Genomic DNA, 25,926 nt, shown 5'->3' with positions numbered 1-25,926 from the left:
ATCCACTCATGAAGATCCACAAGTACGACACCGTCATCGTCGGCGCCGGCGGGGCCGGGATGCGCGCGGCCATCGAGTCGACCAAGCGCAGCCGCACCGCGGTGCTCACCAAGCTCTATCCGACCCGGTCCCACACCGGCGCGGCACAGGGCGGCATGGCCGCCGCCCTCGCCAACGTCGAGGAGGACAACTGGGAGTGGCACACCTTCGACACGATCAAGGGCGGTGACTACCTGGTCGACCAGGACGCCGCCGAGATCCTGGCGAAGGAGGCCATCGACTCGGTCCTCGACCTCGAGAAGATGGGCCTGCCGTTCAACCGGACCCCGAACGGCACCATCGACCAGCGCCGCTTCGGCGGCCACAGCCGCAACCACGGCGAGGCCCCGGTCCGCCGGTCCTGCTACGCCTCGGACCGCACCGGCCACATGATCCTCCAGACGCTGTACCAGAACTGCGTGAAGGAGGGCGTGGAGTTCTACAACGAGTTCTACGTCCTGGACCTCCTGATGACCGAGGTCGACGGGGTCAAGCGCACCGCGGGTGTGGTCGCGTACGAGCTGGCCACCGGTGAGCTGCACGTCTTCCAGGCGAAGGCCGTCATCTTCGCCTCGGGCGGCTGCGGCAAGTTCTTCAAGGTGACGTCCAACGCGCACACCCTCACCGGTGACGGCCAGGCGGTCGCCTACCGGCGCGGGCTGCCGCTGGAGGACATGGAGTTCTTCCAGTTCCACCCGACCGGCATCTGGCGGATGGGCATCCTGCTGACGGAGGGCGCCCGCGGTGAGGGCGGCATCCTCCGCAACAAGGACGGCGAGCGCTTCATGGAGAAGTACGCGCCGGTCATGAAGGACCTCGCCTCGCGCGACGTGGTCTCGCGGTCGATCTACACGGAGATCCGCGAGGGCCGCGGCTGCGGTCCCGAGGGCGACCATGTCTACCTGGACCTCACCCACCTGCCGCCGGAGCAGCTGGACGCCAAGCTGCCCGACATCACCGAGTTCGCCCGGACGTACCTCGGCATCGAGCCGTACACGGACCCGATCCCGATCCAGCCCACGGCGCACTACACGATGGGCGGCATCCCGACCAACGTCCAGGGCGAGGTGCTGGCGGACAACGACACCGTCGTGCCGGGCCTGTACGCGGCCGGCGAGGTCGCCTGCGTCTCGGTGCACGGCGCCAACCGCCTGGGCACCAACTCGCTGCTCGACATCAACGTCTTCGGCCGCCGTGCGGGCATCGCCGCCGCGGAGTACTCCGCCACGGCCGACTTCGTCGAGCTCCCGGAGGACCCGGCCGGATTCGTCCAGGCACAGGTCGAGAACCTGCGGGACGCGACCGGCACCGAGCGGGTCACCGAGGTCCGCAAGGCGCTCCAGGAGACCATGGACAAGAACGTCATGGTCTTCCGCACCGAGCAGACGCTCAAGGAGGCCGTCGAGGAGATCGGCCACCTGCGCGAGCGCTTCCGACACGTCAGCGTCCAGGACAAGGGCAAGCGGTTCAACACCGATCTGCTGGAGGCCATCGAGCTGGGCAACCTGCTCGACCTGGCCGAGGTCATGGCCATCTCCGCCCTGGCCCGCAAGGAGTCGCGCGGCGGCCACTACCGCGAGGACTACCCGAACCGCGACGACGTCAACTTCATGCGGCACACCATGGCGTACCGAGAGGTGGGCGCGGACGGCTCCGAGTCCATCCGCCTCGACTACAAGCCGGTCGTGCAGACCCGCTACCAGCCGATGGAGCGTAAGTACTGATGAGCACCCCCACGCTTGAGAAGTCCGACCAGGCCCCCGAGGCGGCCGACGCCACCGCCTCGCACCTGATCACCGTCACCTTCCGGATCCGGCGCTTCAACCCGGAGATCTCGGACCAGGCGGTCTGGGAGGACTTCCAGATCGACCTCGATCCGAAGGAGCGCGTCCTCGACGGCCTCCACAAGATCAAGTGGGAGCTGGACGGCACCCTGACCTTCCGCCGTTCCTGCGCCCACGGCATCTGCGGATCCGACGCGATGCGGATCAACGGCCGCAACCGGCTGGCCTGCAAGACGCTGATCAAGGACATCAGCCCGGAGAAGCCCATCACGGTCGAGCCGATCAAGGGGCTCGCGGTCCTCAAGGACCTGATCGTGGACATGGAGCCGTTCTTCCAGGCGTACCGCGATGTGATGCCCTTCCTGATCACGACGGGCAACGAGCCGACGCGTGAGCGGCTGCAGTCCGCCGAGGACCGCGAGCGGTTCGACGACACCACCAAGTGCATCCTGTGCGCCGCGTGCACCTCGTCGTGCCCGGTGTTCTGGAACGACGGCCAGTACTTCGGCCCGGCGGCGATCGTCAACGCGCACCGCTTCATCTTCGACTCGCGTGACGAGGGCGGTGAGCAGCGGCTGGAGATCCTGAACGACAAGGACGGCGTCTGGCGCTGCCGTACGACCTTCAACTGCACGGAGGCGTGCCCGCGAGGGATCGAGGTCACGAAGGCCATCCAGGAGGTGAAGCGCGCACTGATCACGCGGCGCTTCTAGGAGAGCAACGCAGGCTGCGGCACGCGGCCTTGGGCGAGGGCCCCGCTTCCCGGGTTTCCGGGGGCGGGGCCTTCGCCGTTCCGGCGGTCTCCGTCGTTCCAGCGGCCTTCGCCGTTCCGGCGGCCTCCGTCGTTCCGGCGGCCTCCGTCGTTCCGGCGGCCTCCGTCGTTCCGGCGGTCTCCGGGCGGCTATACGGCGGCTACATGGCGGCTATACACAGTGGGTATACACATCGCGTATAGTCGTGGGCATGGCCACCGCCTACCTTCTGCCGATCAAGACGGCCGCCGCCCTCTTCCCGCTGCTGGCACTCGTGTTACTGCTGCCGACGGCCGTCCTCCTCTACCGCCGTCACGGCGTGATGTCCCCGGGGCGGACGCTGTCGCTCTACGGCTTCCTCTACTACCTGCTCACCGCCTACTGCATGACGATCGTGCCGCTGCCGAAGCAGACCGCCGACATGTGCGAGCGGTTCGCACCCGTGGCCCATCCGCAGTGGATTCCCGGGAACACCTTCAGCGACATCTGGAAGGAGGCGCACCACAAGATCGGGCTCAACGCGCTCGTCCTCCAGAACCCCGCCGTCGCCGGAACCGTCTTCAACCTGCTGCTGCTCCTGCCGCTCGGCGTCTTCCTGCGCTATCACTTCCGGCGCTCGCTGCCCGCCACCGCCGCGATCGGCTTCGCGGTCTCGTTGTCCTTCGAGCTGACTCAGTGGACCGGGGTGTGGGGCCTCTACAACTGCCCTTACCGCCTCTTCGACGTGGACGACCTGATCGTCAACACCTCGGGCGCGCTGATCGGCTGGCTGCTGGCCGGGCCGATCGCGCGGATGCTGCCCACACTTGAGGCGCTGGACGGACGGGCGCTGGCGGCGCGGCCCGTGCCGTTCGGACGGCGGCTGACAGCGCTCGCCGTCGATCTGGCCGGATGTGTCGCCGTGTCGGTGTTCGCCACCGCCGTGCTGACCGCGCAAGGCGGAACGGCCCCGGCATGGCCGCCCGTCGCGATCTTCGTGGTGTGGTTCGCCCTGCTGCCGCTGGCGACCGGTGCGACGCCCGGAAAGCGGCTGTTGCTGCTCCGGCTGGTGGCGGAGGACGGCGGCCCTCTCGTGCCCTGGCGGCTGATCCTGCGAGCGCTGCTGCTCGCGGCGTCGGTGATGCCGTTCCTGTCGGGATTGTTCCTGGCCACGCTGACCCTGCTGAACGAGCCGTGGCGCTACGACCTGATCGCCAGGGGCCACGACTCGGGCGCCCAGGGCGTGACGGCGGTCCTCGACGCGCTCAGCCCCGTCGAGCTGCTGGCGGTGATGGCCGGGTGCGCGCTGACCGCCACCTGCGCGCGGAAGACCCTGCGCCACCCGCACCGGCTCGCCCCGCACGACCGCGTCTCGGGCATCCACAACGCCACGCTGCCGCACAGCCGGGCCGTGCGGGCGGCCGCGCAGACGGCCGCGCAGACGGCCGTACGGGACGCCGACCGAGCTGCTGGCCGGGTTGCCGACCGGGCTGCTGGCCGAGCTGCTGGCCGGGTTGCCGACCGGGCCGCTGGCCGGGTTGCTCCGGCCGCGGTGGAGCGGACGGCCGACGGCACACCGGCGGACGCGCCCGGCCACCCGCTGTCCACCACCGGCCCGCCGGAGGCTCGGCGGACCGCCGCCGCCTCCCGCTGAGCCGGGGCTCCTGGGCGCGGGGGAACGCCGACGCGGCGGACGTTCAGGCGCGGGTCACCAACACGGCGGACGTTCAGGCACGGGTCGAGGCGAGCTCCACGACGGTGACGTCCGGGGGTGCCCCGACCCGTACCGGCGGGCCCCAGGCGCCCGCGCCCCGGGTCACATAGAGCTGGGTGTCGCCGTACCGCTCAAGCCCGGCGGCGGTGGGGTTGGCGAGTTCGGCCACATAGGTGCCGGGCCAGAGCTGACCGCCGTGGGTGTGGCCGGAGAGCTGGAGATCCACGCCCGCCTTCACCGCGTCGTGGATCACCACCGGCTGATGGGCGAGCAGCACGGAGGCGCGTGAGCGATCGCGGTCGCCGAGCGCCTTACCGAAGTCGGGGCCGTGGCCCTCGCTCTCGCCCGCGACGTCGTTCACCCCGGCGAGATCGAAGCCGGGCAGCTCGGTGCGCTCGTTCTCCAGGGGGCGCAGGCCCAGCTCGCGGACGTGGTCCACCCACTCGGCGGCGCCCGAGTAGTACTCGTGGTTGCCGGTGACGAAGTAGCTGCCGTGGCGGGCGCGCAGCCCGCGCAGCGGCTCGGCGGCGGGGCCGAGGTCGGCCACGCTGCCGTCCACGAGGTCGCCGACGACGGCGACGAGGTCGGCGTTGGTGCGGTTGACCGCCTCGACCACCCGCCGGGTGTGGTCACGCCCCAGGATCGGCCCGAGGTGGATATCGCTGACGACGGCGATCCGGAAGCCGTGCGCCCGGCGCGGCAGCTTGGCGAGCGGCACGGTGATCCGCTTGACCCGCGGCCCACGCAGCACGGTGTACGTCCCGTACCCCACCGTCCCGGCCGCCACGGCGGTCGCCCCGACGGCGACGGCCCGCGCGACGAAGAGACGGCGAGAGGCCACGGGGGCGGCGGGAGCCGCGTCCACAGGACCGGCGGAGGCGACGTCCCCGGGACCGGCGGAGGCCGCGTCCACAGAACCGACGGAGGCCGCGACCCCGGGACCGACGGAGGCCGCGTCCACAGGGGCCGCCGCGCCGCTCCTGGCGGCCTCGGCGGCCACCTGCGCGGTGAGCTGTGCGGTGGGCTTGGTGGCGTCGCCCTCGGCGACCTTGACCGCCCCGGCCACGGCGGGCCCCGCCACCCCGGCCGGGGCCTCGACGGCCCCGTCGGCGAGGGCCTCGGCCTCACTCACCACAGCCGCGCCCAGGCCATCTCCGGCCGCTGAGCCCGCGCCCCCTTCGGCCGCCGCGCCCTCGCGGCCCCCCGTACCGACGGCCGCCGGAGCGGGAGCACCGCCGCCACCGGCGTCGGCGAACGCCGTCGGCAGTGCGGCATCCGCATCCGCTGCCCGCTCAGGGGCGCCCGCGGGCGCCCCCGGGCCCCCGGTGGACCGCACATCGGCGGACTCGTTACGCCTCAGCCAGGCGCCCAGCAGGGGGCGTACCGCCTCGCCCACCAGCAGGGCCAGGGTCAGGTACAGGAGCAGCGCGAGCCAGAGATAGCCCGGCCAGGCGAGGGCGCGCTGGAGGGGGAAGGGCGCGCCCGCGCGGCCCGCGATCAGCGCCCCAACGCTGATCAGCGGCAGCGCGAAGGCCGCCGCAGTGCCCGTACGGCGGGCCCACCCCCCGCGCGCCGTCGTATCGCGGACGAGCCGCCGCCACACGTACCAGTGGACGCCGGTCAGCAGACCGACGACAACCAGTGCGATCACGACGTAGAGCACGACCATCCCCGGTCCCCTCCCCTAGCGACTACGCGGCTGTCTGCCACGGCCGCCTGCCACACAGCTGTCTGGAACGGCTACTCGGAGGCGTCGTTCCGACGCAGGGCGCGCACACCACGCAACCCGATCACCCCGATCGCCGTCCCCAAGAGAAACGAGGTGATCGCGAGCAGCAGATGCACCCAAAAGTACGCGGTGGGGTCGCCGGAGTCGTCGAAGGCGAGTCCGCTGGCGTCCTTCCACAAATTTTTGACAAAGGTGAACCAGATGACCCAGCTCCAGACCCCGAAGGCGAGCAGGAACCAGGACACGGGGCGGCTGAGCTTCATGGTCTCCAGTATGGACACGGCCTCCCATACCCCCACGCGGGGGTCTGTCGTCAATACGGCGGCGCTGCGGTCGCTCTCCTCAGCGACGCCAGGTACGTTCACCTCCGTGCCCACACCTTCCTTCACCAGCACTCACGTCCGACACAGCACCCGTAAGAGCACCGGCAAGAGCACCGGCAAGAGCACGGACAAGGTCTCCGGCAAGATCTCCGGCAAGGGCCGCACCCCCGCCCGCCGCGCCGTGGCCCCGCTGGCCGCCACCGCCGCCGCCCTCCTGCTGTGCGGTCCGCTCGCCGCCGCCCCGGCGCACGCCGCCGACCAGCCGGGCGGCTCCAGCGACGCGGTCAAGCCGCCCGCGCACATGTCCACGGTGGGCGGGAAGCGGCTCGGCCGCCCCGACACCCAGGTGGATCCGAAGCCGGGCGCGCCCGCGCTGCCCAAGGGGCTCAGCGGGAAGTCGTGGCTGGTGGCCGACGCCGAGTCGGGCGATGTGCTCGCCTCGCACAACGCCCACTGGCAGCTGCCGCCCGCGTCCACGCTGAAGATGCTGTTCGCGGACACGCTGCTGCCGAAGATGCCGAAGACGAAGACCCACAAGGTGCAGTTGTCCGACCTGGACGGGATGGGCGAGGGCAGCAGTCTGGTCGGGGTCAAGGAGAACTACACCTATTCGGTCCACGACCTGTGGCTCGGCGTCTTCCTGCGCTCGGGCAACGACGCGGTGCATGTGCTGGCGGCCATGAACGGCGGGGTCCCGGCGACCGTAAGGGAGATGCAGGCACACGCGAAGTACCTGAACGCCCGGGACACCCATGTGGTCACCCCGGACGGCTACGACGAGAAAGGCCAAGTCAGCAGCGCGTACGACCTGACTCTCTTCGCCCGCTCGGGGCTGCAGAAGGCGGATTTCCGGGAGTACTGCTCGACGGCGACCGCGCAGTTCCCCGGTGTGTTCGAGAAGGACAAGAAGGGCAAGAAGACCCGCTCCAGCTTCGGCATCCAGAACACCAACCGGCTGCTGACCGGCCTCGGCGTGGAGCCCTACAAGGGCATCGCCGGGGTCAAGAACGGCAACACCACGAACGCGGGCGCCACCTTCACCGGGGTCGCCCAGCGCGGCGACCGGGTGCTGCTGGTCACCGTCATGAATCCGCAGGAGCAGCAGCCGAACGAGGTCTACAAGGAGACCGCGAAGCTCTTCGACTGGGGGTTCGAGGCGTCGGGCTCGGTGAACCCGGTCGGCACCCTCGTCCGGCCGGGCGCGGCGGGCGCGAACCACCCCTCGGCAGGCGGCGAGGACGGCCATAAGCACGCCCAGGCGTCCGTCTCGACGGACAACGGAAGCTCGGGCGGCATGTGGACCGCCGTGGGCATCACGGGCGGCTCCCTGGCGCTGCTGGGCGCGGTGGCCTTCGGGGTGCACCGCCGCTGGCCGCTCCCGGAGCTGGTGCGCCGCCGCTCACGCGACTGAACCACTCCTTGAACCACTCCTTCACGCCGCCGCCGGCGGGCCTTCCGGCCCGCCGGCGCGGTGCTTCTCGACCTCCGGCTCGGGCGGACCGGACGGCTCGGGCGGCCCGGACGGCTCCGACGGCTTGGCCGGCTCCGACGGCCCGGACGACTCCGACGGCTTGGCCTTGTCCGCCTCCGCCGCCCATTCCTCCTGGTGCTCGGCCTGGGCGGCGGGCGGGGTGGCGGTCCAGGCTGCGCAGTACAGCGTGAGTTTCGCGGTGAAGTTGATCCACAGCAGCAGCGCGATGGGCACCCCGAACGCCCCGTACATGCTCTTGGCGGCGACATCCTTCAGATAGCTGCTGAGCAGCAGCTTGAGCAGTTCGAAGCCGATCGCCCCGATGAGCGCGGCGACCACGACCGTACGGCGGGGCGGCTCCACCCCCGGGAGCCAGGTCAGCACGTAGCACAGCAGCAGGAAGTCGGCGCCGACGGCGATGAGGAACGCGGCGATCCGCAGCAGCCAGCCGCCGACCCCGTTCTCGGGGATGCCGATGAGCCGGGCGACCCGGCCCACGGCGGTGGCGGCCAGGGCGGACACGGCGAACGACACGAGCGCCACCCCGCCGAGCCCGACCAGCACGAACGCGTCCTTGCCCTTGCGCACCAGCGGATTGCCGGGATCCTCCTCCAGCTCCCATACGGCGCGCAGGCACTCGCGCAGCGAGCCCACCCAGCTGATGCCGGTGAACAGCAGCAGGGCGCCCGCGACGACCCCGATCGTGGCGGCGTTCTGGACGAGCGCACCCAGGTCGAGCTGGCCGGAGATACCGGGGATCTGCTGGGCGAGCTTCTTCTGCAGCTGCGCCATCTGCGACTGGCTGAGCGTCGCGGCGCCGATCGCCGCCCCGACGGCGACGAGCGGGAAGAAGGCGATGAAGCTGGTGAACGTGATCGCGGCGGCGAGCCGGGTCCAGTGGACGCGGTCGAGCCGCTCGTAGGTACGCCAGGCGTGGGTGCGCATCAGCCAGGCCAGAGCAGGGCCGACGACAGGCAGCCGGGTCAACGATTCCATGATCAGCAACTACCCTTCTGCGCGTTGTCATTCCTCGGCGCGCCGGGCGCGCGGTACGGATATCCGGGTTCCCCGGACCGGCGCTCCCCTCATCACTCTTTTCGGTGAGGGCGGACATACGGACGCACAATCACTCCATATGCCCTGGATCGGGGGGACAAGTTCCCTCCATGAAGGACGTCGTCGGTTCCCCGCAGTCGCTGCTCGTCCTCGGCGGCACGTCCGAGATCGCCCTGGCGACCGTCCGCCGCCTGATCACCCGGCGCGCCCGTACGGTCTGGCCGGCCGGCCGTCCCTCGCCCGCCCTGGAGTCGGCCGCGCGGCAGTTGCGGGACCTCGGTGCCGACACCCTTACGGTGCCCTTCGACGCGCTCGCCCCCGGGGCCCACGAGGTGACCCTGGGCAAGGTCTTCGCGGAGGGCGACATCGACCTGGTGCTGCCGGCCTTCGGGGTCCTGGGCGTCCAGGCGCGGGACGAGACCGATCCCCCGGCGGCGGTCCGGGTCGCCCAGACCAACTACACCGGCGCCGTCTCCGCCGCCCTGATCTGCGCCTACGCCATGCGCCGCCAGGGTCATGGCGCACTGGTGGTGCTCTCCTCCGCCGCCGGACGGGTTCGCGGCACCGACTTCATCCACGCCTCCGCCAAGGCCGGGCTCGACGCGTTCGCCCAGGGGCTGGGGGACGCGCTGCGCGGCACGGGCGTCCATGTGATGGTCGTACGCCCCGGCTTCGTCCGTACGAAGCTCACGGCCGGATTGCGGCCCGCACCGCTGGCCACCACGCCCCAGGCGGTCGCCGAGGCCATCGAGGAGGGGCTGCGGCGCCGCGCCCCGGCCGTCTGGGCACCACGCGCACTACGGCTGACGACGGCGGCACGCCGCCTGCTTCCCCGGTCCGTCTCCCGCCGACCGCTGATCTGAGCGGGGCGCCCCGCAGGGGCGCGGGGAACTGCGCGACCAGCCACAACGAACCCGCAGACGACCAACGCTCCGCAACCCCGCAGCGCGCCTAGCGGGGCGCCGCCGGACGCGAGAGATCAGCCTGACGAGGCACCACGGGCGGGGCACCGCCCGGCAGTTCGTCCGCCCCGAAAGGGTATTCGCGGTCCAGCCGCCAGACCCCGTCCGCCCCCTGCTCGTACAGCGCGAAGCCGGTGATCGTCCAGGCGGCCTCGTACTCCTTGAGCTCCGCGAACGCCCGGTCCATCGCCTCCTCGTCGATGCCGTGCGCGACCGTGACATGCGGGTGGTACGGGAACTGCAGCTCACGCGCGCACGGCCCGGACTCCGCCCGGATCCGCTCCTGGAGCACCGCGCACTCCTCCGCGCCCTCGACGATCCTGACGAAGACCACCGGCGAGAGCGGCCGGAAGGTGCCGGTGCCCTGCAGCCGCATCGGGAACGGCCGCCCCTCGGCCGCGACCCGCGCCAGATGGTCCTCCACGGCGGACAGCGCCGAGGCGTCGACCTCGGTCGGCGGCAGGAGGGTGACATGCGTGGGGATCCCATGGGCGGCCGGGTCCCCGAAGCCCGCGCGCCGCTCCTGGAGGAAGCTGCCGTACGGCTCCGGGACCGCGATCGAAACGCCGAGCGTTACGGTCCCCACTGCGTTCTCCCTCCTGGCCCTCCCGGGCTGCTGGGTTCTGGCCGCTGCACCCGTGTCAGTGTGGCGGCTGCGCCGCCCTCGCGGCTAGATTCCTCGGTCCTTCGGCATACCCGGCCAAAGGCCCCCTGGTCAGGGGGCCGGACCGGTGTGTTCCGCTGTCCGCGCGGGCCCGTATTCATACGTGCGCGGGGCGCGCCGTGCTCACCGGGCGGTGCGCACGGCGCTCGGCGTGCCGCTCAGCGCGCCGCGGGCAGGAAGCCCACCTTGTCGTAGGTGGCGGCCAGCGTCTCGGCGGCGACGGCTCGGGCCTTGTCCGCGCCCTTGGCCAGGATTCCGTCCAACGTCGCGGGGTCGCCCAGGTATTCCTGGGTCCGCTCGCGGAACGGGGTGACCCACTCGACCAGCACCTCGGAGAGCTCGGTCTTGAGCGCGCCGTACCCCTTGCCCTCGTAACGGCGCTCCAATTCCGCGATGGCGGTGCCGGTCAGGGTGGAGTAGATGGTCAGCAGATTGCTGACGCCCGGCTTCTTCTCCTCGTCGAAGCGGATCTCCGTCTCGAGGTCGGTCACCGCGCTCTTGATCTTCTTCGCGGAGACCTTGGGCTCGTCGAGGAGGCTGACGATGCCCTTCGGCGTGGACGCCGACTTGCTCATCTTGATCGTCGGGTCCTGGAGGTCGTAGATCTTCCCCGTCTCCTTGACGATGTACGGCTCGGGGACGGTGAAGATCTCGCCGAAGCGGCCGTTGAAGCGGTCGGCCAGATCGCGGGTGAGCTCGATGTGCTGGCGCTGGTCCTCGCCGACGGGGACGTGGTTGGCCTGGTAGAGCAGGATGTCCGCGACCTGGAGGATCGGGTACGTGAAGAGACCGACGGTGGCCCGGTCGGCGCCGTGCTTGGCCGACTTGTCCTTGAACTGCGTCATCCGGGACGCCTCGCCGAAGCCGGTGAGACAGTTCATCACCCAGCCGAGCTGGGCGTGCTCGGGCACATGGCTCTGGATGAAGAGCGTGCAGCGGTCCGGGTCCAGACCGGAGGCGAGCAGCTGGGCGGCGGCGAGCCGGCTGTTGGCGCGCAGCTCCGCCGGATCCTGCGGCACGGTGATCGCGTGCAGGTCGACCACGGTGTAGAACGCGTCGTGGGTCTCCTGCAGCGCGACGTACTGCCGGATCGCGCCGAGGTAGTTGCCGAGGTGGAAGGAACCTGCGGTGGGCTGGATACCGGAGAGCGCACGGGGACGATCGAGGGCCATGGCACCCATTCTCTCAGGTGTGGAACCAGACTCCGTCCGCCGGTGTATGAGATGTGTGAGGACTGGTGAAGCACAGATCATCGAGCGGGTGCGGGCCGGTGACGCCGAGGCGTACGCCGAGCTGGTGCGGGCCCATGCGCCGATCGCGCACCGCACCGCCCGGCTGCTCGGGGCGGGCGCGGATGCCGAGGATGTGGTGCAGGACGCCTTTGTGAAGGCGTATCTCGCGCTCGGGCGGTTCCAGAGCGAGGCGGCGTTCCGCCCCTGGCTGCTGCGGATCGTCGCCCATGAGACGAGTAACGCGGTGCGCTCGGCGCGCCGCAGGCGCACGGCGGCGGACCGGGAGGGGGCGCTGCTGGCCGGAGCCGAGCCGGTGATACCGGAGTCGGCCGATCCGGCGGCCGTGGCACTGGCGGGCGAGCGGCGGGCGCGGCTGCTGGCCGCGCTGGAGAAGCTGAGCGAGCCGCAGCGGCGGGTGGTGGTCCACCGCTATCTGCTGGATCTGGACGAGGGGGAGACCGCGGAGGCGCTGGGCTGGCCTCGCGGCACGGTGAAATCACGGCTGAGCCGCGCCCTGAGACGGCTGGAGCGGCTGCTGGGGCCGTCGGAGGCGTCGGCGACCGAGAGGGAGACGTGTGAGACCGAGAGGGAGACCGCCGATGAGATGGAGTGGGGAGGCGAAGGAGATGGACGAGGAAGGGCTGCCCGGAGAGCTGCGGGCGCTCGGGCGGGGGCCGGGGATACCGCCCTCCGGCGGACCGTCGCGGCACGGCGTGTCGCGGGCGGGCGGCGTGGAGCCGGAGGCAGGCGCGCCCTCGGGGGCACCGGAGGGCGGCGTCCCGCCGGAGGGCGGGGAGACGCTGGTCGAGCGGGTGCTCGCCCGGATCGTGGGCCTGCCGGTGCCGGTGGCCGACGACGACCGGATCCGGGAGGAGCAGTGGTGGCGGCCGCTGCCCGGCCTGGAGGCCGGGCAGGGCCCCGTGCCGGGGGTCAGCCGGTCGGCAGACCGGGCGCCGGGTAGGCCGCCATCAGCTCGGACACCTCGGCCCTGATCTTGGTGAGGGCGCCCTCGTCACCGCTCTTCGCGGCGGACACCCCGCGGTCGATCCAGTCGGCCACGGCGGGCATGTGCTCGGTGGACAGGCCGCGCGAGGTGAGGGAGGGGGTGCCGATCCGGATGCCGGAGGGGTCGAAGGGCTTGCGCGGGTCGTACGGCACGGTGTTGTAGTTCACCACGATCCCGGCCTGGTCCAGGGCCTTGGCCGCGACCTTGCCCGGCACCTCCTTGGGCGTCAGGTCCATCAGGATCAGATGGTTATCGGTGCCGCCGGAGACCAGATCGAAGCCGCGGGCGAGCAGTTCCTCGGCGAGCGCCTTGGCGTTGGCGACCACGGCCCGGGCGTAGTCATGGAAGGCGGGCTGGGCGGCCTCGTGCAGGGCCACCGCGATGGCGGCGGTGGTCTGGTTGTGCGGGCCGCCCTGGAGCCCGGGAAAGACGGCCTTGTCGAGGGCCTTGGCATGGGTCTCGCGCGACATCAGCATCGCGCCGCGCGGACCCCGGAGCGTCTTATGGGTGGTGGTGGAGATGACATCGGCGTACGGGACGGGCGAGGGATGGGCGCCGCCCGCGATCAGACCGGCGATATGCGCGATATCGGCCACGAGCACCGCGTCCACCTCGCGGGCGATCTCCGCGAAGGCGGCGAAGTCGATCGTGCGGGGCACCGCCGTGCCACCGCAGAAGATCAGCTTGGGCCGCTCCTTGCGGGCCAGCTCGCGCACCTGGTCGAAGTCGATCACGCCGGTGTCCTGCCGCACCCCGTACTGGACGCCGCGGAACCAGGCGCCGGTGGCGGAGACGCCCCAGCCGTGGGTGAGATGACCGCCCATGGGCAGTGCCATGCCCATCACGGTGTCACCGGGCTTGGCGAAGGCCAGATAGACCGCGAGGTTGGCGGGCGAGCCGGAGTAGGGCTGGACATTGGCGTGCTCGGCGCCGAAGAGGGCCCTGGCCCGGTTGATCGCCAGGGTCTCCACCTGGTCGATGACCTGCTGGCCCTCGTAGTAGCGGCGGCCCGCGTAGCCCTCGCTGTACTTGTTCTGCAGCACCGTCCCGGAGGCCTCCAGGACGGCGGCGGAGACATAGTTCTCGCTCGGGATCAGGCGCAGGGTCTCGGACTGCAGCAGCTCCTCGGCGCCGACGAGGGAGGCCAGTTCGGGGTCGGCGGCGAGAAGGGCGGGATGGGACAGGGGCAGGCTCATCGAGTCCTCCGGGGCGATCGGTGACGGTCCGGTCGTGTCCCGGGGTGCCCAGGCGGGCGGCACCTCGTGGCGCTGTGGCCGCGCATCGCTTCCTCGTGGTCGGTTCCACGCTCGGCTCGCCAGTCACGATGCGCACCCCCACTCTAGCTAGTGAGACAAGGAGGACAAGATGGGATCGGGACGCCCCGCGGAGCGGGCCATCGCCGCCGCCGAGGCCCATGGCGCGCACAACTACCATCCGCTGCCGGTCGTCGTCGCGTCCGCCGAAGGCGCCTGGATGACCGATGTCGAGGGCCGCCGCTATCTCGATCTGCTCGCCGGATACTCGGCGCTCAACTTCGGGCATCGCAACCGCCGGCTGATCGAGGCCGCCAAGGCCCAGCTGGACCGGGTCACCCTCACCTCCCGCGCGTTCCACCACGACCGCTTCGGCGCCTTCTGCTCCGAGCTGGCCGAGCTGTGCGGCATGGAGATGGTGCTGCCCATGAACACGGGCGCGGAGGCGGTGGAGACGGCCGTCAAGACCGCCCGCAAATGGGGCTACCGGATCAAGGGCGTCCCGGACGGCCGGGCCAGGATCATCGCCGCCAGGAACAACTTCCACGGCCGGACGACCACCCTCATCAGCTTCTCCACCGACCCCGAGGCCCGTGCCGACCACGGCCCCTTCACCCCGGGGTTCTCGATCGTGCCGTACGGGGATCTGGCGGCGATGGCGGCGACGCTCGACGCCGCGCCCGAGGAGACGGTCGCGGTGCTGCTGGAGCCGATCCAGGGCGAGGCGGGGGTGGTGGTGCCGCCGCCCGGCTATCTGGCCGGGGTCCGGGAGCTGACCCGGGAGCGGAATGTGCTGTTCATCGCCGATGAGATCCAGTCGGGCCTCGGCCGCACCGGTACCACCTTCGCCTGTGAGCACGAGGGCGTGGTCCCCGATGTCTATGTGCTGGGCAAGGCGCTGGGCGGCGGGGTGGTGCCGGTGTCGGCGGTGGTGTCCTCCCGCGAGGTGCTGGGGGTGCACCGCCCCGGGGAGCACGGCTCGACGTTCGGCGGCTCCCCGCTCGCCTGCGCGGTCGCCCTGGAGGTCATCGCCATGGTGCGAACCGGGGAGTTCCAGCGGCACTCGGCCGCGCTGGGCGAGCTGCTCCACCGGGAGCTGGGGCTGCTGCGGGGAAAGGGGGTCCAGGAGGTGCGCGGCCGGGGGCTGTGGGCAGGGGTGGACATCGAACCGTCGCGGGGCACCGGGCGGCAGATCTCCGAGCGGCTGATGGATCGCGGAGTACTGGTCAAGGACACCCATGGCACCACGATCCGGATCGCCCCGCCCCTGGTGATCAGCGAGGAGGATCTGGAGTGGGGGCTGGATCGGCTGAGGGCGGTGCTGGCCGAGTGAACGCGTACGGCTCGGTGGGCCCGCGCGGCTCGGTGGCCCCGCGCAGCTCAGTGGCCCGGCACGGCACGGTGGCCCCGCGCGGCACAGTGGCCCGGCACGGCACGGTGGCCCCGCGCGGCACAGTGGCCCGGTACGGCACAGTGGCCCCGCGCGGCTCAGAGGATGACGTGCGGGATGAAGCGCGCGTACTCGTCCGTCACCAGCCCCGCCGACTCGCGGATGCCGAGCCCCGCCGACTCGCCCTCGACCACCCAGGTGCCGAGCACCACGCGGTTGCCGTCGAAGTCGGGCAGCGGCGCCAGCTCCTGGTAGCAGCACGGCTCGTCGCGCACGACCGGCTCCTCGCCCGGTGGATGCACGGTGACCCCCGCGCCCTCGCGGCCCAGCAGCGGTTTGGCCACATAGCCGGTGGTGCGGGCCAGTTCCCGGGGGCCGTCGAGGTAGGCGGGCAGCAGATGGGGGTGGTCCGGGAAGAGCTCCCACAACACGGCCAGCAGCGCCTTGTTGGACAGCAGCATCTTCCAGGCCGGTTCGATCCACAGGGTGGATCCGGTGCCGCCCCCGTTGTCCAGCGTGTCCAGTACATGCGGGCCGAACCGGTCGGTGGCCAGCCACTCCCAGGGGTAGAGCTTGAAGCAGCTCCGGATGAAGCGGAACCGCTTGTCGACGAAGCGGCCCGACAGCCCTTCCCAGCCGATGTCCTCCATGGAGATCGCCTCGGTCCACAGCCCGGCCTGCTCGGCCGTCTCGCGGAGGTAGGCCACCGTCATCAGGTCCTCGCCCAGCTCGTCCCCGGCCGAATAGGCGAAGTACAGGGGCGTGCCAGGCGGCAGCAGCGCCGCCTGGGCGCGCCAGGCGTCCACCAGCCGTTCATGGAGGGAGTTCCACTGGTCGGCGCCCGGGAAGCGGTCCTCCATCCAGAACCACTGGGCGCTGGCCGCCTCCACCAGCGAGGTGGGCGTGTCGGCGTTGTACTCCAGCAGCTTCGCCGGGCCCGACTCACCGTCGTAGCGCAGATCGAACCGGCCGTAGACGCTGGGCTGTTCGGCCCTGCGGTGCCAGGACTCGGCGATCAGCCCGGCCAGCCGCGGATCCTCGATGCCGAGGTCGGCGAAGCGGCCGGTCTCCACGATATGGGCGGCCGCGGCCAGCGACATCCGGTGCAGCTCCTCGACCACCTCCTCCAGCGCCTCGACCTCGGGCAGCGAGAAGGCGTAGTAGGCGCTCTCGTCCCAGTAGGGGCGCAGCGAGCCGTCCGGGTAGCGGGTCAGCGGATAGATGACCCCCTGCTCCTCCACCGTGGACTGCCAGCCGGGGCGGGGGTCGATGGTGTGGCGCTTCATCGTGGCGCGGCCCGCTCAGCCGCCGCTGGAGCCCGAGCAGCCGAAGCCGCCCCGGTCGGCCGCCTTGCTCTTGTCGAAGGTGCCGTAGTCCGCCCAGCGGCCGCTGACGTCGGAGTCGTAGTACCACTCGCCGTCCACGCCCGAGGTGCCCCGGCCCCGGCTCTTCTTGCCCTTGCCGCCCGTGGTGGACGAAGTTCCCTTGCAGGCACTGGAGTCGACGACCCGGTAGCCGTTCAGCGCGTCATAGCTGTTCCGGTCCACACAGCGCTTGTCCGGTTCCGAACCACAGGAGGTGAGCGCCGCCGCCAGCGCGCCCATACCGCCCAGGATCACCGTGCTCGACCGCAGCCGCCGCGTCGTCTTCCGTTCCATCCCCGTCTCCCCCGTTCCTCTCCCCCGGGGCCGCCATCTCCCCCGAGGCCGCCGACCCGCCCGGGGCCGTCCTCTCCCCAGGTCCCCGGGACCGCGACCGTCCAGCTTAGGGCAACGGCGGCGTGGCCTTCAGGGCAGCACCCGGCACAGCGCCTCCAGGGCGCCCGTGAAGGCGTGGTCGGGCGGCGCGCCATAGGCGAAGACCAGCGCGTCCGGCTGCCCGTCCGGGCCCGGTCCGGGCGCGGACGGCTCATGTTGCTCGCGGTAGCGGTAGCGGGACAGCCCGTCCAGGGCCAGGCCCTGCCAGGCCGCGCCCTGCACCACGGACCGCTCGGTGCCGGGCGGCAGTTGGAGCACCGCGTGCAGCCCCGCCGCGATGCCCGTGACCCGCACCCGCGGGGCGCGTTCGGCGAGCGCGGCCACCAACTGGTCGCGGCGGCGCCGGTAGCGCATCCGCATACCGCGCACATGGCGGTCGTACGCGCCGGAGTCGATGAACTCCGCGAGCGTCAGCTGGTCCAGCGCGCCCGACTGCCACTCCCCCGTTCCCTTGACCGCGAGGACGTCGCCCAGCAGCTGGTCCGGCACCACCATCCAGGCCAGCCGCAGCGCGGGCGCCAGGCTCTTGCTCGCGGTGCCCAGATAGACCACATGCTCGGGGTCGAGCCCCTGGAGCGCCCCGACCGGGTGACGGTCATAGCGGAACTCCCCGTCGTAGTCGTCCTCCAGCACCAGCCCGCCCACCCGCGACGCCCAGTCGACCACGGCGGCGCGCCGGTCGGGGTGCAGCGAAACCCCGGTGGGGAACTGATGCGCCGGGGTGAGCAGAACGGTCCGCAGCCCGGCCGACCGGTCCAGCTCCGCCGTCCGCGCGCCCTGCCGGTCGACCGCCAGCGGCACGGTGCGCAGCCCGGCCCCGCGCATCACGTTCCAGTGGACGTCGAGCCCGTAGGACTCCACGCCCACCTCACGGTGTCCGGTCTTCGCCCGCACCCTGCTGAGCAGGGCCAGCCCCTGGACGAACCCCGCGCAGACCACGATCCGTTCGGGCGCGGCCCGCACCCCGCGGGCGCGGGCCAGATAGTCGGCCAGGACCCGCCGCAGCTCGGGCCGTCCGGCGGGGTCGCCGTAGCCGAAGGCGTCGTTCGGCGCGGCGGTCAGGGCGCGCCGGGCCGCGGAGAGCCAGGCGGACCGGGGAAAGGCCGAGACATCGGGCTGTCCGGCCCGCAGATCGTAGGTGGGCCGGGTGGCGGCCACGGCGGCGGGCGGGAGGGTGCGCGGCGGCGCGGGCTCGGGCGGCACGACGCGCCGGGCGACCCGGGTGCCCGAGCCCTGCCGGGCCGTCAGCCAGCCCTCGGCCACCAGTTCCCCATAGGCGTCGGCCACGGTGTTCCGGGCGATGCCGAGGTCGGCGGCGAGGGAGCGGGAGGAGGGCAGCCGGGTGCCCGGGGCCAGCCGCCCGCCGCGGACGGCGTCGCGCAGGGCCCGGATGAGCGCGTCCCGCACCCCGGTCCCGCCACCCCGCGGCAGATCCAGATGGAGATCCGCCCCCGGCCCGGCCGGGCCACCCGCCCGGTGCCCGGGGCCGTCCGTCCGCTGTCCGGGTTCGCCCCTCGGAGTGGCCCATGAATCCGCCATGGAAGTGGACCATACCCCTGGGCCGCCCGGCCTCTAGCGTGGAGGCATGACGACCGGAACTTCGCACGCGCACGGCCCCCGGATGCAGTTCGCCAAGGCCGCCCCCGAGGTCTACAAGGCCATGGTCACCCTGGACGCGGCCGCCAGAAAGGGCGTCGACCCGACGCTGGCCGAGCTGGTCAAAGTCCGGGCCTCCCAGCTCAACCACTGCGCCTTCTGCATCGACATGCACACCAAGGACGCCCGCGCGGCGGGCGAGTCCGAGGACCGCCTCTACCTGCTCAACGCCTGGGAGGAGGCCGGTGACCTCTACACCGAGAAGGAGCAGGCCGCCCTCGCCCTGACCGAGGCCGTCACCGTCCTGACCGACGGCTTCGTCCCGGACGAGGTCTACGAGCGGGCCGCCAAGCACTTCGAGGAGCGGGAACTGGCCCAGGTCATCGCCCTGATCTTCACCATCAACGCCTGGAACCGCATCGGTGTCACCACCCGCATGGTCCCCGGTGCCTACAAGCCGACCGTGTGACCATCTGCCCCCGTCGTCGTTGATGACGGCGGGGGCCATTGTCCGACGTCGGAGTCATCGCATCACGCATGATGGTGGCAGGCCCCCGCAAGGCAGTACGGCACGAACGCAACACAGCCAGAAGGGGGACCCACCAATGGGAGGTCTCGTGATGACGGCGCCACTGCCCGACCAAGAGTTCGTAAATCTGCTCGACATCCACGCCCAGCTCGAGCTGCCGGATGGAATGCGGGCAGAACTCATCGGGGGGGAGATCGTCATCTCACCGACGCCTGCGAATTTCCACAACTGGATCTTCAGCGAGCTGAACCTCCAGCTCGTACGCGAAGTACCGACTCAATGGCGCATTACCAACACCACAACGGTCTTCCTCCCCGCGACGGAAGAGAGGTTCATCCCGGACCTGCTCATCTGTGAGTCGGAAGCGCTGAAGAGCATGGAGGAGTGGCAGGTCGAGGCGAGTGACGTCCTGCTCGTCGCCGAGATCACATCGCCCTCCACACGAGCGCGCGATCTCGGGGCCAAGGTCAAGGGCTACGCCCACTCCAACGTGCCGATCTATTTGCTGATCGACCCGCACCACAACGAGGGCTCCACGACCGTGTACTCCGCACCGGACGGAAAGGGCCGCTACCGGGACGAGCACCGAGCGGCTTTCGGAGAGCCGGTGACGCTCCCCGAGCCGCTCGGCCTCACTCTCGACACCGCGGGCTTCCTCAAGTAATCCGGTCTCAAGTAATCCGGTTTCAAGTAATCCGGTCTCAAGTAATTCGGCTACGCCGACCGCCCTGAGTTCGATCCGGGCTCAGGGCAGCCACTTCTTCCAGACGTCCGGATGCGCCTCGACCCACTTCTTCGCGGCGTCCTGTGCCGACATTCCCTTCGAGGCGATCAACTCGGACACCTCGTTCTGGTCCTTCTTGGTCCAGTGGAACTTCTTCAGGAACGCCGCCGCCTTGCCGCCCTTCTTCGCGAAGTCCGCGTTCAGATACTTCTGCAGCGGTGTGGTCGGGTAGGCGCAGTCGAAGGAGTCGGGGTCCTTGGCGCCCTCCTCAGCGCACTTGTCCGTGTACTTGGGCAGCTTGACCTCGACCATCGGCACCTGGTTGAACAGCCACTGCGGCTCGTACCAGTACGACAGGAACGGCTTCTTCGCCTTGGCGAACTGCTTCATCTGGGTGATCTGCGCCGCTTCCGAACCCGCGAACACGATCTGGTAGTTCAGCTTCAGGTTCTTCACCAGTGCCTTGTCATTGGTGACATAGGACGGTGAACCGTCCAGCAGCTGGCCCTTGCCGCCGCTCTCCGCGGTCTTGAAGGTCTTCGCGTACTTGTTGAGGTTCTTCCAGTCCAGCACGTCCGGATGGGCGTCGGCGAAGTATTTCGGCACCCACCAGCCGATATGGCCGGTGACGCCGAGCCCGCCGCCCGGCACGATCGTCTTCTTGTCCTTGACGTAGCGCTGCTCCTGGTCCGGGTGGCCCCAGTCCTCCAGGATCGCGTCCACCCGGTCCTGGCTGAGCGCGTCCCACGCCGGAACCTCGTCCACCTGAACGGTGTCGACGCGATAGCCCAGCTCGTGCTCCAGCAGATACTGGGCGACCGCGACATTGGACTGGGCGCCGACCCACGACTGGACCGAGAGCGTGACGCTCTTCGCCCCGCCCACATTGGCGTACGGCGAGGACTGCTTGGTCATGTCCGCCGCGCCGCAGCCGGTCGCGGTGAACACGGCCGTGACCCCGGCGGCGGCCATCAGCAGCTGAGTGCGGGTGCGAGCCATCTCAGGCCCCCTTCCTGTCGCGGCGCGATGTCGGCTGGGTGACCCGGTCCAGCATCAGACCCAGGCAGACGATCGCCGCGCCGGCGACCAGACCGGTGGCCAGATCGCCCTGGGCCAGGCCGAACACCACGTCGTAGCCGAGCGCACCCGAGCCCACCAGACCGCCGATGATCACCACGGCGAGCACCAGCACCACGCCCTGGTTGACGGCGAGCAGCAGCGCCGGGCGGGCCAGCGGGAGCTGGACCTGACGCAGTTGCTGCCCCTGGGTGGCGCCGAGCGAACGCGCCGACTCCAGCGCCGCCGGATCCACGTTCCGCAGCCCCTGGGTGGTGATGCGGATGACGGCGGGCAGCGCGTAGACGATGGCCGCGGCCGCGGCCGGGGCGCGGCCGACGCCGAACAGCGCGACCACCGGGATCAGATACACGAACTGCGGCATGGTCTGGCACACATCCAGCACCGGCCGCAGCAGCCGCTCCAGCCGGGTGGACCGCGCGGCCGCGATGCCGATCGCGAAGCCGAGCACCAGGGTGACGAAGACGGCCGCAAGCACCTGGGAGAGGGTGTCCATGGACGGCTCCCACACCCCGAGCACACCGATCGCGGCCATGGCGGCGGTGGCGGTCAGGGCGGTGGCCCAGGTGCCGATCAGCCAGGCCAGCGTGGCGACGATCAGCAGCACCGCGTACCACGGGAGGCCCTGCAGCCCCTCGCGCAGCGGGTCCAGGATCCACTTGACGTAGTCCGAGGCCCATTCGGCGGTACCGCCGACGACCGGCACACCCGTGTAGAGATGGTCGACCATCCAGTCCTTGAACTGGTTGACCGGCTCCTCGATGGGAATCGCCCAGCCGGTCGGCCAGGTCTGGGACCCGGCCAGCCGTCCGATGAGGGCCACCACCACGGTGATCACCCCGACGCCCGCCCAGGCGGGCCAGCCGCGCAGCAGCCGGTGCCCGTCCTCGGCCGGGGGCTCGCCGAGGCGCTCGCCCGCCGACGCGGTGGTGCGGTCCATCACGACGGCGAGCAGCACGATCGGGAGGCCGGCGGCCAGCGCCTTGCCGACGTCCACGCTGGACAGCGCCTGGTAGACGCGGTCACCGAGACCGCCGCCGCCGATCACCGAGGCGATGACGGCCATGGACAGTGCCATCATGATCGTCTGGTTGACGCCCAGCAGCAGCTCCTTGCGGGCCAGCGGTAGCCGGGCCGACAGCAGCCGCTGCCGCCAGGTCGCGCCGAGCGAGGCCACCGCCTCCAGCACCCCGGCGTCCGCGCCGCGCAGACCGAGGGCGGTGAGCCGGGCCATCGGCGGCGCCGCGTAGATCACGGTGGCCAGCACCGCGCCCGGTACGCCGATGCCGAAGATCAGCACGACGGGCAGCAGATAGGCGAACGCGGGCAGCACCTGCATGGTGTCCAGAATCGGACGCAGCGCCCGGAACGCCCGTTCCGAGAGCCCGCCGGCCAGACCCAGCAGCCCGCCGATGACGACGGACGCGGTGACGGCGACGGCCATCAGCGCGAGCGTCTGCATCGTCGGCACCCACATGCCCAGCAGCCCGCACACGGCGAAGGACACCAGCGTCGTCACCGCGACCCGCACCCCGGCGACCCGCCAGGCCAGCAGGGTCGAGGCGGCGGTCACCCCGGCCCAGCCGAGGGTCAGCAGAACGACATAGACGACGCGCACACAGATGATGACCGCGTTGCTGATGTGGCCGAAGAAGTAGAGAAAGATCCAGTGGCTGTCGCGGTTGTCGATGATCCAGTCGCTGGCCTTGCCGAGCGGCTCGGAGACATCGACGGTCAGCGCGCCCGGCCAGCTGCCGCTCGCCCACTTGGCGTGCGCGAGGGGCACCAGCACGGCGGCGATCACCACGAGCACCGCCAGCTTGCGCGCGGCGCGGCTGCGCACGACGGCGCTCAGCGGGGACGGACGCGTCTCGTCCGGCGCGGTCCCGCCGGCCGCCGGTTCGGTGGCGGGGTCGGTGGAGGGGCGGGTGGTGGTGGCACTCACCGGCGCCCCCCGGTGCGGCCTGGTGGAGAGAGGGTCGAGGTGGGGCTCATGCCGCGGCCACCTCCTTGCCGTCCAGGCCCGCGACGACGCTCAGCAGACAGGCGTGGTCGACGACGCCCAGGCAGCGGCCGCCGTCCACGACGCGCGCGGGGCCGCCAGTGCGGGCCACGGCCTCGATCGCGTCGGCGACCGTGGTGCCCGGGGCCAGCGCGGGCCCGCCGTCCTGCTCGTCGGACGTCGCGGGGCGCATCGCGCGGCGCACGGTCAGCACCTGCTCGCGCGGCACATCGCGGACGAAATCCCGTACGTAGTCGTCCGCCGGGGAGCCGACGATCTCCTCCGGGGTGCCCAGCTGCACGATCCCGCCATCGCGCATCAGCATGATGCGGTCACCGAGCCGCAGCGCCTCGCTGAGGTCATGGGTGATGAAGACCATCGTCCGGCCCTCCTCGTGGTGCAGCCGGATGACCTCCTCCTGCATATCGCGGCGGATCAGCGGGTCGAGCGCGCTGAACGGCTCGTCGAAGAGCAGCACCTCGGGGTCGACGGCGAGCGCCCGAGCCAGGCCCACCCGCTGCTGCTGACCGCCGGAGAGCTGGCCGGGGCGGCGGCGCTCGAGACCGGTGAGGCCGACCTTCTCCACCACCTCGGCGGCCTTGGCCCGGCGCTCGGCCTTGCCCACGCCCTGGATCTCCAGCCCGTAGGCGACGTTGTCGAGGACGGAGCGGTGCGGCAGCAGCCCGAAGTGCTGGAAGACCATGGCGGCGCGGTGCCGGCGCAGATCGCGCAGCCGCGCCTTGTCCATGGCCAGGACGTCCTCGCCGTCGATCTTCAGGGTGCCGGAGGTGGGCTCTATCAGCCGGGTGAGGCAGCGGACGAGGGTGGACTTGCCGGAGCCGGACAGCCCCATGACCACGAACACCTCGCCCGGCTGGACGTCGAAGGAGACCTCGCGGACGGCGGCGGTGCAGCCGGTGCGGGCGCGCAGCTCACCGGCGGACAGCTCCGCCTCGGCGGAACCGGGGATCCGGTCGGCCTTGGGGCCGAAGACCTTCCACAGGTCGCGGACCGAGAACACCGGGGCGCGCTCGCCGCTCTCGGGGATCCTGGGGGTGTCGGGCGTCTCGGGGACCACGGTCGTAGCCATCACGCCTCACCTCCCGGCTGATGCGTGGCGGCTCGGTCATCGGGCCTGTGCCGCTCCCGATCGCGCTCCTCGAACAGCAGCTCGGCGCACTTCTCGCCCACCATCAGGACTCCGATCATCGGGTTCACGGCCGGCATCGTCGGGAAGACGGACGCGTCGGCGATACGGACGCCGCTCAGGCCCCGGATCCGCAGATCGGGGCCGACCACGGCGAGTTCGTCCGACGTGGCACCCATACGACAGGTGCCCGCCGGGTGGTACACGGTGTGCGCGACCTTGCGGGCGTACTCGCTGATCTCCTCGTCCGAGGTGATCTCCGGGCCCGGGCACACCTCGCGCTTGAGCCAGCTCGCCAGCGGTTCGGTCTTGGCGATCTCACGCGCGACACGGATGCCGTCGACCAGCGTGCGGCCGTCGTAGTCCTCCTCGTCCGTGAAGTACCGGAAGTCGAGGGCGGGCTTGATGGACGGGTCGGCGCTGGTGAGATAGAGCCGGCCGCGGCTGCGCGGCTTGGGGATGTTGGGGGTCATCGACACGCCGTGCTCGGGCTTTTCGTAGCCCAGCCGCTCCGGATTGTCGGTGAACGGGATTTGGTAGAAGTGGAACATCAGGTCCGGGCCCCGGGATTCGGGGTCGCGCCGGATGAACAGCCCCGCGTCGGAGTCCATCGCGGAATTGTCCGGAATCGGGCCGTCCGTCTCCCACACGATGACCGACTCGGGGTGGTCGAGCAGGTTCTCGCCGACGCCCGGCAGATCGTGGACCGCGGGAATGCCCAGCGCCTCCAGATCGCCCTTGGGCCCGATACCGGAGTGCATCAGCAGCCGCGGGGTGTCCACGGCGCCCGCGCAGACCAGGACCTCGGTCTCGGCCCGGACCAGGATCTCCGCGCCGTCCTTGGTGCGCACATGGACGCCGGTGACCCGGCCGGTGTCGTCCAGCTCCAGCTTGTACGCCCACGTCTCCAGCATCAGATGGAGGTTCGGCCGGTCCAGGAACGGGTGCAGATAGGCGACCGACGCCGAGGAACGCTTGTTGTTCTCCGGGTGGTACGAGAGATCGAAGAAGCCGACGCCCTCATGGAACGGCTTCTTGTTGAACCCCTCGACCCGCTCCACCCCGGCGGCGGCCTGGGCGGCGTCGACGAAGTCCCGCGCGATCGCGTTCCGGTCCTTCTCGTCCACCGGGACGATGTTGTTGCGCAGCCGCTGGAAGTACGGGTCCATGGACTCCGCGTCCCAGCCCTCGGCGCCGGCCTCGGCCCACTCGTCCCAGTCACCGGGCAGCGGCTTGAAGGAGATCAGGGTGTTGTGCGAGGAGCATCCGCCGAGCACCCGCGCCCGGCTGTGCCGGATATGCGAATTTCCGCGTGGCTGCTCGGTGGTGGGGTAGTCGTAGTCCAAGTCGCCGCCGAGCAGGCCGAGCCAGCGGCGCAGGGTGAGCACATCGGGCCGGTCGACATCCGACGGTCCGCCCTCGATGACGGCGACATGGATGTCCGGGTCCTCGGTGAGCCGGGAAGCGATCACCGATCCTGCGGTGCCGCCGCCGATCACGACGTAGTCGTATGCGACAGGTACGGACATGTGGGGTTACTCCTCGCGGTCTTACCCAAACGGCCCGCACCGGTGCGGGCCGGGGGCTGCTGCCGCCCCTGGGGGTGGGGGTGTTGCCGGGTGCCTCAACTGCCTACCGGCTGCTCGCCGTCGGCCGCCGCGATCGGGCGCGGCCGGGTCCGGGCCCCAGGGGACGAGTCCGGGCCCGGCCGTGCCCCGGGGCGGGGCCGACGGCGGGGTG

The 25,926-nt window shown here is 71.2% G+C and carries 21 protein-coding genes, 1 pseudogene and 1 riboswitch; of the genes and pseudogenes, 9 read left to right on the top strand and 13 right to left on the bottom strand.

Annotated features, from left to right (window positions below; translation table 11 throughout):
* The first annotated feature begins 8 nt into the window (after positions 1 to 8).
* From sdhA to NP777_RS13480, 3 genes are all read left to right on the top strand, one after another.
* The gene (gene sdhA / locus NP777_RS13490; RefSeq protein WP_256650370.1) at positions 9 to 1,763 is read left to right on the top strand and encodes a succinate dehydrogenase flavoprotein subunit; all 1,755 of its coding nucleotides are present in this window, start codon (positions 9 to 11) and stop codon (positions 1,761 to 1,763) included.
* A complete protein-coding gene (locus NP777_RS13485; protein ID WP_256650369.1) occupies positions 1,763 to 2,536 on the top strand; it encodes a succinate dehydrogenase iron-sulfur subunit in 774 nt (257 codons plus the stop codon). The genes sdhA and NP777_RS13485 overlap by 1 nt, the downstream gene beginning before the upstream one ends.
* A 250-nt stretch (positions 2,537 to 2,786) precedes the next feature.
* Positions 2,787 to 4,208 carry a VanZ family protein gene (locus tag NP777_RS13480; RefSeq protein WP_256650368.1) on the top strand — a complete coding sequence of 474 codons (1,422 nt, stop codon included), beginning with the start codon at positions 2,787 to 2,789 and terminating at the stop codon, positions 4,206 to 4,208.
* Positions 4,209 to 4,281: 73 nt separating this feature from the next.
* On the opposite strand, the gene NP777_RS13475 is transcribed toward NP777_RS13480, so the two are convergent.
* Together NP777_RS13475 and NP777_RS13470 are read right to left on the bottom strand one after the other, a co-directional pair.
* Positions 4,282 to 5,937 carry a metallophosphoesterase gene (locus tag NP777_RS13475; RefSeq protein ID WP_256650367.1) on the bottom strand — a complete coding sequence of 552 codons (1,656 nt, stop codon included), beginning with the start codon at positions 5,935 to 5,937 and terminating at the stop codon, positions 4,282 to 4,284.
* Positions 5,938 to 6,008: 71 nt separating this feature from the next.
* Complete coding sequence (locus NP777_RS13470; RefSeq protein ID WP_037953585.1) at positions 6,009 to 6,260, bottom strand: SCO4848 family membrane protein; 252 nt, start codon at positions 6,258 to 6,260, stop codon at positions 6,009 to 6,011.
* A 106-nt stretch (positions 6,261 to 6,366) separates the two neighbouring features.
* Here NP777_RS13470 and NP777_RS13465 point away from each other — a divergent pair, with 106 nt between their 5' ends.
* A complete protein-coding gene (locus tag NP777_RS13465; RefSeq protein WP_256650366.1) occupies positions 6,367 to 7,731 on the top strand; it encodes a D-alanyl-D-alanine carboxypeptidase family protein in 1,365 nt (454 codons plus the stop codon).
* 21 nt (positions 7,732 to 7,752) lie between these two features.
* Here the strand turns inward: NP777_RS13465 and NP777_RS13460 are convergent, their stop codons facing one another.
* On the bottom strand, positions 7,753 to 8,787 hold the full coding sequence (locus NP777_RS13460) for a YihY/virulence factor BrkB family protein (protein WP_256650365.1): 1,035 nt from the start codon (positions 8,785 to 8,787) through the stop codon (positions 7,753 to 7,755).
* Positions 8,788 to 8,957: 170 nt separating this feature from the next.
* On the opposite strand from NP777_RS13460, the gene NP777_RS13455 reads away from it, so the two are divergent.
* Complete coding sequence (locus NP777_RS13455) at positions 8,958 to 9,710, top strand: SDR family NAD(P)-dependent oxidoreductase (protein WP_256650364.1); 753 nt, start codon at positions 8,958 to 8,960, stop codon at positions 9,708 to 9,710.
* An 88-nt stretch (positions 9,711 to 9,798) separates the two neighbouring features.
* Here the strand turns inward: NP777_RS13455 and NP777_RS13450 are convergent, their stop codons facing one another.
* Together NP777_RS13450 and trpS are read right to left on the bottom strand one after the other, a co-directional pair.
* Entirely contained in the window at positions 9,799 to 10,395 is a 597-nt protein-coding gene (locus NP777_RS13450; RefSeq protein ID WP_256650363.1) for a 2'-5' RNA ligase family protein, read from the bottom strand.
* Between the two features lie 236 nt (positions 10,396 to 10,631).
* Entirely contained in the window at positions 10,632 to 11,645 is a 1,014-nt protein-coding gene (trpS, locus tag NP777_RS13445; protein ID WP_256650362.1) for a tryptophan--tRNA ligase, read from the bottom strand.
* Positions 11,646 to 11,721: 76 nt separating this feature from the next.
* Here trpS and NP777_RS13440 point away from each other — a divergent pair.
* Positions 11,722 to 12,261: pseudogene (locus tag NP777_RS13440) on the top strand (RNA polymerase sigma factor); the annotation flags it as partial.
* A 374-nt stretch (positions 12,262 to 12,635) separates the two neighbouring features.
* On the opposite strand, the gene NP777_RS13435 reads toward NP777_RS13440, so the two are convergent.
* Positions 12,636 to 13,907: a serine hydroxymethyltransferase gene (locus NP777_RS13435; protein WP_256650361.1), complete on the bottom strand. Its 1,272-nt coding sequence runs from the start codon at positions 13,905 to 13,907 to the stop codon at positions 12,636 to 12,638.
* Between the two features lie 39 nt (positions 13,908 to 13,946).
* Positions 13,947 to 14,044: riboswitch (ZMP/ZTP riboswitch) on the bottom strand.
* Positions 14,045 to 14,076: 32 nt separating this feature from the next.
* On the opposite strand from NP777_RS13435, the gene rocD reads away from it, so the two are divergent.
* Positions 14,077 to 15,297 carry an ornithine--oxo-acid transaminase gene (gene rocD, locus NP777_RS13430; RefSeq protein WP_256650360.1) on the top strand — a complete coding sequence of 407 codons (1,221 nt, stop codon included), beginning with the start codon at positions 14,077 to 14,079 and terminating at the stop codon, positions 15,295 to 15,297.
* A 155-nt stretch (positions 15,298 to 15,452) separates the two neighbouring features.
* Here the strand turns inward: rocD and NP777_RS13425 are convergent, their stop codons facing one another.
* The 3 genes from NP777_RS13425 to pdxR all read right to left on the bottom strand — a co-directional run bounded on the left by NP777_RS13425 (position 15,453) and on the right by pdxR (position 18,650).
* Positions 15,453 to 16,640 (bottom strand): glutathionylspermidine synthase family protein, encoded by a 1,188-nt coding sequence (locus tag NP777_RS13425; RefSeq protein ID WP_256650359.1) that lies wholly within the window; start codon positions 16,638 to 16,640, stop codon positions 15,453 to 15,455.
* 15 nt (positions 16,641 to 16,655) lie between these two features.
* Positions 16,656 to 17,012, bottom strand: coding sequence for a hypothetical protein (locus NP777_RS13420; RefSeq protein ID WP_256650358.1), 357 nt, complete (start codon positions 17,010 to 17,012; stop codon positions 16,656 to 16,658).
* Positions 17,013 to 17,141: 129 nt separating this feature from the next.
* A complete protein-coding gene (pdxR, locus tag NP777_RS13415) occupies positions 17,142 to 18,650 on the bottom strand; it encodes a MocR-like pyridoxine biosynthesis transcription factor PdxR (protein WP_256650357.1) in 1,509 nt (502 codons plus the stop codon).
* Between the two features lie 46 nt (positions 18,651 to 18,696).
* On the opposite strand from pdxR, the gene NP777_RS13410 reads away from it, so the two are divergent.
* Together NP777_RS13410 and NP777_RS13405 are read left to right on the top strand one after the other, a co-directional pair.
* Positions 18,697 to 19,176 (top strand): carboxymuconolactone decarboxylase family protein, encoded by a 480-nt coding sequence (locus NP777_RS13410; protein ID WP_256650356.1) that lies wholly within the window; start codon positions 18,697 to 18,699, stop codon positions 19,174 to 19,176.
* A gap of 151 nt (positions 19,177 to 19,327) precedes the next feature.
* The gene (locus tag NP777_RS13405; RefSeq protein ID WP_256650355.1) at positions 19,328 to 19,900 is read left to right on the top strand and encodes a Uma2 family endonuclease; all 573 of its coding nucleotides are present in this window, start codon (positions 19,328 to 19,330) and stop codon (positions 19,898 to 19,900) included.
* Between the two features lie 81 nt (positions 19,901 to 19,981).
* On the opposite strand, the gene NP777_RS13400 is transcribed toward NP777_RS13405, so the two are convergent.
* From NP777_RS13400 to NP777_RS13385, 4 genes are read right to left on the bottom strand one after another with little or no spacing between them, the layout of a single operon-like run.
* A complete protein-coding gene (locus NP777_RS13400; RefSeq protein WP_256650354.1) occupies positions 19,982 to 20,959 on the bottom strand; it encodes an ABC transporter substrate-binding protein in 978 nt (325 codons plus the stop codon).
* 1 nt (position 20,960) lies between these two features.
* On the bottom strand, positions 20,961 to 22,982 hold the full coding sequence (locus NP777_RS13395; RefSeq protein ID WP_391858498.1) for an ABC transporter permease: 2,022 nt from the start codon (positions 22,980 to 22,982) through the stop codon (positions 20,961 to 20,963).
* Between the two features lie 46 nt (positions 22,983 to 23,028).
* Positions 23,029 to 24,129, bottom strand: a complete 1,101-nt coding sequence (locus NP777_RS13390; RefSeq protein ID WP_256650353.1) for a quaternary amine ABC transporter ATP-binding protein — start codon at positions 24,127 to 24,129, stop codon at positions 23,029 to 23,031.
* A complete protein-coding gene (locus NP777_RS13385) occupies positions 24,129 to 25,715 on the bottom strand; it encodes a GMC family oxidoreductase (RefSeq protein ID WP_256650352.1) in 1,587 nt (528 codons plus the stop codon). Before NP777_RS13385 ends, NP777_RS13390 begins: the two co-directional genes overlap by 1 nt.
* Positions 25,716 to 25,926 lie beyond the last annotated feature (211 nt).

Origin of the sequence: Streptomyces rugosispiralis (assembly GCF_024505145.1) — a bacterium.
GTDB lineage: Bacteria > Actinomycetota > Actinomycetes > Streptomycetales > Streptomycetaceae > Streptomyces > Streptomyces rugosispiralis.
Note: the sequence above shows the minus strand (reverse complement) of the source record. Positions and strands in the feature narration are given on the sequence as shown.